Source organism: Streptomyces aurantiacus, assembly GCF_001418335.1.
In the GTDB taxonomy this organism is placed as follows: Bacteria; Actinomycetota; Actinomycetes; order Streptomycetales; family Streptomycetaceae; genus Streptomyces; species Streptomyces aurantiacus.
The window spans coordinates 1-6645 of record NZ_LIPP01000341.1 but is presented as its reverse complement, the minus strand read 5'-3'; the positions used below and the strand labels follow the sequence as shown (position 1 = coordinate 6645).

General features: G+C 69.7%; 7 protein-coding genes. 3 read left to right on the top strand and 4 right to left on the bottom strand.

Annotated features, from left to right (window positions below; all coding sequences use genetic code 11):
- Positions 1-66: 66 nt before the first annotated feature.
- A complete protein-coding gene (locus tag AOK01_RS34255) occupies positions 67-375 on the bottom strand; it encodes a hypothetical protein (RefSeq protein WP_055518609.1) in 309 nt (102 codons plus the stop codon).
- 123 nt (positions 376-498) lie between these two features.
- Positions 499-2118: an MFS transporter gene (locus AOK01_RS34250; protein WP_055518607.1), complete on the bottom strand. Its 1620-nt coding sequence runs from the start codon at positions 2116-2118 to the stop codon at positions 499-501.
- A gap of 122 nt (positions 2119-2240) precedes the next feature.
- On the opposite strand from AOK01_RS34250, the gene AOK01_RS34245 reads away from it, so the two are divergent.
- The 3 genes from AOK01_RS34245 to AOK01_RS34235 all read left to right on the top strand — a co-directional run bounded on the left by AOK01_RS34245 (position 2241) and on the right by AOK01_RS34235 (position 5333).
- Positions 2241-2981 (top strand): TetR family transcriptional regulator, encoded by a 741-nt coding sequence (locus AOK01_RS34245; protein ID WP_079103993.1) that lies wholly within the window; start codon positions 2241-2243, stop codon positions 2979-2981.
- 173 nt (positions 2982-3154) lie between these two features.
- Entirely contained in the window at positions 3155-4378 is a 1224-nt protein-coding gene (locus AOK01_RS34240) for an alpha/beta hydrolase (protein WP_055518606.1), read from the top strand.
- Between the two features lie 58 nt (positions 4379-4436).
- On the top strand, positions 4437-5333 hold the full coding sequence (locus tag AOK01_RS34235; protein WP_055518604.1) for a DUF4429 domain-containing protein: 897 nt from the start codon (positions 4437-4439) through the stop codon (positions 5331-5333).
- Between the two features lie 85 nt (positions 5334-5418).
- On the opposite strand, the gene AOK01_RS34230 is transcribed toward AOK01_RS34235, so the two are convergent.
- Complete coding sequence (locus AOK01_RS34230; RefSeq protein ID WP_055518603.1) at positions 5419-6435, bottom strand: aldo/keto reductase; 1017 nt, start codon at positions 6433-6435, stop codon at positions 5419-5421.
- On the bottom strand, positions 6432-6645 hold a 214-nt coding region (locus AOK01_RS34225), incomplete at its 5' end, for a MerR family transcriptional regulator (RefSeq protein WP_483855256.1). The genes AOK01_RS34230 and AOK01_RS34225, both read right to left, overlap by 4 nt.

Sequence of the window (6645 nt, the reverse complement as noted above, 5' to 3'; positions counted from 1 at the left end):
GAAGAACAAAAGTCCCCCGCGTCCCGGTAGGGGAACCGCGGGGGACTTTTGTTCTTCGGCTGCCGGTTAGAACACTCCGGTGCCGGGTCCTGCCGTTCCGGCCATCCATACGATCGCCAGGACGGTGTCTATCGCTCCCAGTACCACGGCGATCAGCGCCGGTACCGGTCGGGCGCCGTTCCAGCGGCGCCCCATGGCCAGCCAGCCGCAGGCGATCGCCACCGGGCCGAGGATGATCCCCAGCACGAAGAAACCGGCGACCGCGCAGATGACTCCGATGATTCCGAGCGTCGCGCTGTCCGGCCCGCTCCGTGACCTCGTACGGCTACGTGAGCGAGGGTGTTTGCGCGTGGTGTGACCGAAGCCCGCCATCATCAACTCCCTGGACCTCTGAGCCGACCGAATGCCGGTCGGTTCGGGCTCGGAAGCCGAGTACCCCGGTCATGTCAATCCAGACACGTACTTCTTTTCCGTGCGGACGACGGCGCCTGACGGAGCCTAGATGTGGCCGGTCCCCGCGCCCGCCTCCGCGTTGGCGCCCCGCTTGGTCAGGAAGGCCACGAAGACCGCCACGACGGCGACGCCCGCCGCGACGAGGCTCGCCAGGCTCATGCCGGAGATGAACGTGTCGTGGGCGACGTCCGTGATCTTCGCGGCAACCTCCGGCGGCGTCCCCGGAGCCACCGGCGGCGCGCCGACCTGGACCGCCTCCGCGGCCTGGTCGAGCTCGTCCGGGGTGAGCTTCGGGAGCCCCGCGTCGGCCCAGTTGCCCGCGAGGTCGTTGTCGACCTTGGAGGCCATCACGGCGCCCAGGACCGCCGTGCCGAGGCTGCCGCCGATCTGCATGGCGGCCTGCTGGAGACCGCCCGCGACACCGGAGAGCTCCATCGGCGCGTTGCCCACGATGACCTCGGTGGCGCCGACCATGACGGGCGCGAGGCCGAGGCCGAGCAGCGCGAACCAGATCGACATGAGCCCACTGCCGGTGTCCGTCTCCAGCGTCGACACACCGAACATGGCGATGGCGGTGAACGCCATACCGCCCGCGAGCGGCACACGCGGCCCCGTCTTGCTGATCATCGCGCCGGCCAGCGGGGAGCCGACGATCATCATGCCGGTGAGCGGCAGCAGATGCAGACCCGCGTCGATCGGGCTCATCCCGTGCACGTTCTGCAGGTAGAAGGTGACGAAGAACAGGCCGCCCATGAAGGCGATCGCCATGAGCACCATCAGGACCACACCGGCCGACAGCGGCACGGAACGGAAGAGGGCGAGCGGGATGAGCGGCTCGCGCACCCGGTTCTCCCAGAACGCGAACAACGCGAAGCCCAGCACCGAGATGCCGAGGAACGACCAGGTCAGCGCGGCTCCCCAGCCCCACTCCGGGGCCTTGATGAGCGCCCAGACCAAACAGAACATGGCGCCGGACAGCAGACCGATGCCGAGCACGTCGAAGGAGCGCGGCGCGTTCTTGGCACGGTGGTCGGTCAGGATCACCGCGCCGAGGACGACCGCGAGGACGCCGACCGGCACGTTGATGAAGAAGACGGACTGCCAGCTGACGTGCTCGACGAGGACCCCGCCGAGGATCGGGCCGCCCGCGGTGGAGGCACCGATGACCATGCCCCAGATGCCGATCGCCATGTTCAGCTTCTCGGCCGGGAAGGTGGCCCGCAGCAGACCGAGCGCGGCCGGCATCAGCAGCGCGCCGAACAGACCCTGGAGCACCCGGAAGACGACCACCAGGGCGATGCTGTCGGAGAGCCCGATGGCCCCCGAGGCCGCCGCGAAGCCGACCACGCCTATGAGGAAGGTCTGGCGGTGGCCGAACCGGTCGCCGAGCTTGCCCGCCGTGATCAGCGTGACCGCGAGCGCGAGGAAGTAGCCGTTCGTGATCCACTGGACCTCGGCGAAGGTGGCACCCAGGTCCTTCTGGATGGCCGGGTTCGCGATGGCCACGATGGTGCCGTCGAGGGCCACCATCATGACTCCGACGGCGACGGTGATCAGGGTGAGCCACGGGTGGCCGCGCAGGCCCTTGGCCGGGGCCGGACCGGAGGAGGCCGGCGGGACCTCGTCGGCCGGGCCCGTCTTGTCGACGGTGGTCTGACTAGTCATGCCGTCGACATTAGTGACAGCCGCTGACAATTGACAAACCAATTCACTATTCGGTAACTGACACGTCATTCGCGCAGCACATGGGCCGGAGGACGAGAAGCCGGAAGGCGAGAAGAGGATTCATGGACACGGCATCACGCCCCGGGCTGCGCGAGCGCAAGAAGCAGCGCACCCGGGACGCACTGGTGCGGGCCGCGCTGGAACTGTTCACGGCCAACGGCTACGAGCAGACGACCGTCGACGAGATCGTGGAGGCCGTCGACGTCTCCCAGCGCACCTTCTTCCGCTACTTCGCCGGCAAGGAGGAAGCCGCCTTCGCCGTCCAGGAGATGACCGAGTCGCACTTCCTCGACGCGGTGCGCCGACGCCCGCCCCACGAGCCCCCCTTGGACGCGCTGCGCCGGGCCGTCCTGGCGAACTGGGACACCATCGGGGAGGCCATCGAGGCCGTCGTCCCGATCGAACTGCACATGCGCACCTTCCAGTTGATCGAGTCGACGCCCGCACTGCTCGCCATCCATCTGTGCCACCACGAGAAGCTGGAGGAGGAGCTCGCCCGGACGATCGCGGCGCGCGAGGGCGTCGACGTGGACGCAGATCCGCGTCCGCGCGTGACGGTGGCCCTGTTCGGCGGCGTGATGCGGCTGGCGGCCCGCCGGTGGGGCGCGGGCGAGGACTTCAGCGTGGCCGCCATGCGGGAACTGACCGCGTCGTATCTCGACCAGATGGGGCCCGCGTTGGCCGAGAACTGGCACACGCGCGACGAACACCACCGCGAGGCCAGGGAGAAGGGGGAGGCCAGGGAGAAGGAGGAGGAGAGGGAAGAGGGGGAGAAGAGGGAGAAGAAGGAGGGCGGAGAGTAACTCCCTGCTCACACAAGGTCGCGCTCGAATGGGCATGGATCATGCCATCTACGTACACAGCGCGATCACCCGCTGTGAATCACGGCTACTTTGCCCCAATTACCCCACCGGAAACGTGATCCCCCTCACTCGGTTAACGCGAGACCCTCCCGTTCTCCTAGTGTGTCCTTTCAGTGACTTCCTTCGACTCCACACCCCAACTCAACGTCTGGCGCATGTTGCTCGCGCTGGCCGTGGTGTTCGTGATGCTCGGGACCACCGGCTGGACCGCGGTGCGCAGCCACAGAGGCGCGACCACACCGCTCGCGGTCTCCCTCGCCGCATGGGACCGCGGGCACATGGGCGGGCAGCGGCTGCCGGACCCGGACAGGACGACACCCGCTCGGCTGACCCAGTTCTTCGCCTCGCTCGACGCGTACCAGCGCTCCCGGCTCGCCGCCCGCTATCCGCTCGCGGTCGGCAACATGAACGGGGCGCCGGTGAGCCTCCGTTACCGCGCCAACCGCATCGCCCTCGGCCAGGCACGCAAGGTCGAGCTGAAACGCATGCACGACAACCGGCTCTCCGCGGCCGGTCAGCACGATGCGAGCCGCCGGATGCAGCGGTACGAGGCGCTGATGGCCGGCGAGCGCCGCATCCTCGCCTTCGACCCGATGGGATCGGGCCGGGTCGCGGAGGTCTTCGGCAACCTCGGCAGGGCCGAGCGGGTCTCGGTCGTGGTGCCCGGCGTCGACACCGACCTGCTGACCTTCCAGCGCAGCGAGCACAAGTACACGGCGCCCGTCGGCATGGCCAAGGCGCTGTACCGCGCCGAGCGCGACGCGAGCCCCCGGACGCGTACGGCCGTCATAGCGTGGGCCGACTACACGTCACCGAGCGGACTCGGCATGGACGCCGTCACCGGCATCCGCGCCGAGGAGGGCGCGGTCCGGCTCGACGCCCTCGTACGGGCCCTGCCCGGCCGCTCGCGCGTCGCGCTGTACTGCCACAGCTACGGGTCGGTGGTGTGCGGCGTCGCCGCGCGCTCCCTGCCTCCCCGGGTCTCCGACATAGCGGTGGCGGGCAGTCCGGGCATGCGGGCCGAGAAGGCCGCGCAGCTGCGCACCTCGGCCCGGGTGTGGGCCGTGCGGGACTCCGACGACTGGATCGAGGACGTACCGCACCTGGAGTTCGGCGGGCTCGGCCACGGCGCCGATCCGATGTCCTCCGAGTTCGGCGCGCGGGTGCTGTCCGCGCGCGGGGCGAAGGGACACACCGGGTATTTCGAGCCCGGGACCGACAGCCTGCGGAACTTCGCCGAGATCGGGATTGGCGCGTACCGCGCGGTCAGCTGCGCACACAAGGACGACGCGTGCAGTAAGGGTTTGTCCGACACGGCTGAAGCAGGACGCGCGTAGAGAACGAAGAAACCGCGGTCTGCTCAGGGAGGGGACTAGGAAGCGCATGCCGCATACGATGGCCCGCATGGGTGACGTACTGGCCGGATTTCATGCCGCCTGGGAGTTCGAGTCCGACTCCGTGCTCATCCGCTTCGAACGGGGGATTCGCACGCCGAAGCTGTTCCAGGCGCTCGGTGAGCGCCGCATCCCGATCGAGGCGATCGAGGCGGTGACACTGACGCCCGGCAAGCGCGGGACGGTCGTCCTGCGGGCCGAGCCGAGAGCGGGGGCGGATCCGCTGATGGAGGCGGCCGCCGGACAGCTGAAGGATGTGTGCGACCCCTACCGCCTCGTGCTGCCCGCCGAGCGCGAGACGCTCGCCGAGTACTACGCGGACGAGCTGCGCGCGATGCTCGCGCCCGAGGACGCGGGTCCGGCCGAGCGCTATCTGGTGCAGCCGCCCGAGACGCCGCTCCAGTTCAAGGCGTACGACGGCAAGGCGTCCTTCGACGGGAAGTCCGTGGCCTTCCGGTGGTTCTGGACGGGGGCCTCGTCCGCGAAGTGGAAGGCCGGCGACCAGACGTTCGCCGTGGCCGACCTGTGCGGGGTGGAGTGGCGGTCGCCCGAGGTCTTCGAGGGGCATCTGCGGCTGCTTCGCCGTGAGGCCGCGGCCGGTGGGCAGCCGGGGGCGCCGGATCAGGATCCGGCGGCTGTCGTTTTCGGGCTCGGGTACGGGCCGGTTCATGAGTCGTTGCCGTTCGCGGCGGCTGTGCTGGGTGCGGTGCGGTCGGGTGGGCCCGCGGGGCTCTCCGAGGGGGCTGGTGCGATGGCCGCCGCCGTGGTGCCGGGGGCTCGGCGGGATCCGGCCGACATCGCCGACCGGATCCGGCATCTTGGGGATCTTCATGAGGCGGGGCTTGTCACGGATGAGGAGTTCTCCGTGAAGAAGGCCGAGTTGTTGGCTGAGCTGTGAAGTCGTGAGGGCTGCGGAGAGTTCGTCGGCTGCGGGTCCGTCGTGGCTGGTCGCGCAGTTCCCCGCGCCCCTTACGGGGCTCGGGTTACTCCCTGCCCGCCGAAGCGAAGGTCATGTCGGGGTAGCGGGTTCCCGCGACCTTTGCGGCGATGGGTTCCAGGGTGGCCAGGTCCGTCTCGGTCAGTTCGATTCGGGTCGCCGCCACGTTCTCCTCGACACGGGTGCGCCTGCGGGTGCCCGGGATGGGGACGACCGGGAGTCCCCACGTCGCCGCCTGCTGGTGGACCCAGGCCAGCGCGACCTGCCCCACGGAGGCGTCGTGGGCCTTGGCCACCGCCCGGATCGACTCCAGCAGGGCCGCGTTCGCCGCCGCGTTGTCGCCCGTGAAGCGGGGGTGCTGACGGCGTACGTCGTCGGCGGTGAGGTCCTTCTCCGCGTTCGCGAAGGAGCCGGTGAGGAAGCCCCGGCCGAGCGGGGAGTACGGGACCAGGGTCACGCCCAGTTCGCGGACCGCCGGGACGACGCCCGCCTCGATGTCCCGGCTGAACAGCGACCACTCCGACTGGACGGCCGCGATCGGGTGCACCGTCTGCGCGGCACGCAGCTCGCCGGCCGTCACCTCGCTGAGGCCGAGCTGCTTGACCTTGCCCTCGCGGACCAGGTCCGCCATGACGCCGACGGTCTCCTCGATGGGGACGTTCACATCACGGCGGTGCATGTAGTACAGGTCGATCACATCGACGTCCAGTCGCTGGAGGCTCGCCTCCACGCACTGCCGGATGTACGGCGCGTCGTTGCGGACGATGCGCTTGGTCGGGTCGTCCGGCGGGATGGACAACGCGAACTTCGTCGCGATGACGACCTCGTCGCGGTGTGCCGCGAAGAACGGTGCCAGAAAGCGCTCGTTGTCGCCCCTGCCGTAGGCGTCGGCCGTGTCGTACAGCGTGACGCCCAGTTCCAGCGCGCGTTCCAGCGTGGCCCGCGCCTCCTCGGCGTCCGTCGGGCCGTACGCGAAGCTCATGCCCATACAGCCCAGGCCCTGCACGCCGACCTCGGGGCCGTCCGTACCGAGCCGGGCCTTCGCGATGCTGCTGTCCGTCATCGGGACCTCTCCGACGCCAGGGGCCGCCCGGCGTCCGCATAGAAACTGATCTTCCGGTCGAGTACGGCGAGGGTGTCCTGGAGCTCGGCGATCCGGGACCGCACATCCCGGCGCGTCGCTTCCAGGAGCGCGAAGCGGTCGGCGTACGTGTCGTCGCCCGCGCGCACCATCTCCGCGTACCGCACCATGTCGGCGACCGGCATGCCGGTC

Coding starts and splice junctions, on each gene's coding strand:
- AOK01_RS34255 (WP_055518609.1), bottom strand. CDS start 375: ATGATGGCGGGCTTCGGTCACACCACGCGCAAACACCCTCGCTCACGT.
- AOK01_RS34250 (WP_055518607.1), bottom strand. CDS start 2,118: ATGACTAGTCAGACCACCGTCGACAAGACGGGCCCGGCCGACGAGGTC.
- AOK01_RS34245 (WP_079103993.1), top strand. CDS start 2,241: ATGGACACGGCATCACGCCCCGGGCTGCGCGAGCGCAAGAAGCAGCGC.
- AOK01_RS34235 (WP_055518604.1), top strand. CDS start 4,437: ATGGCCCGCATGGGTGACGTACTGGCCGGATTTCATGCCGCCTGGGAG.
- AOK01_RS34230 (WP_055518603.1), bottom strand. CDS start 6,435: ATGACGGACAGCAGCATCGCGAAGGCCCGGCTCGGTACGGACGGCCCC.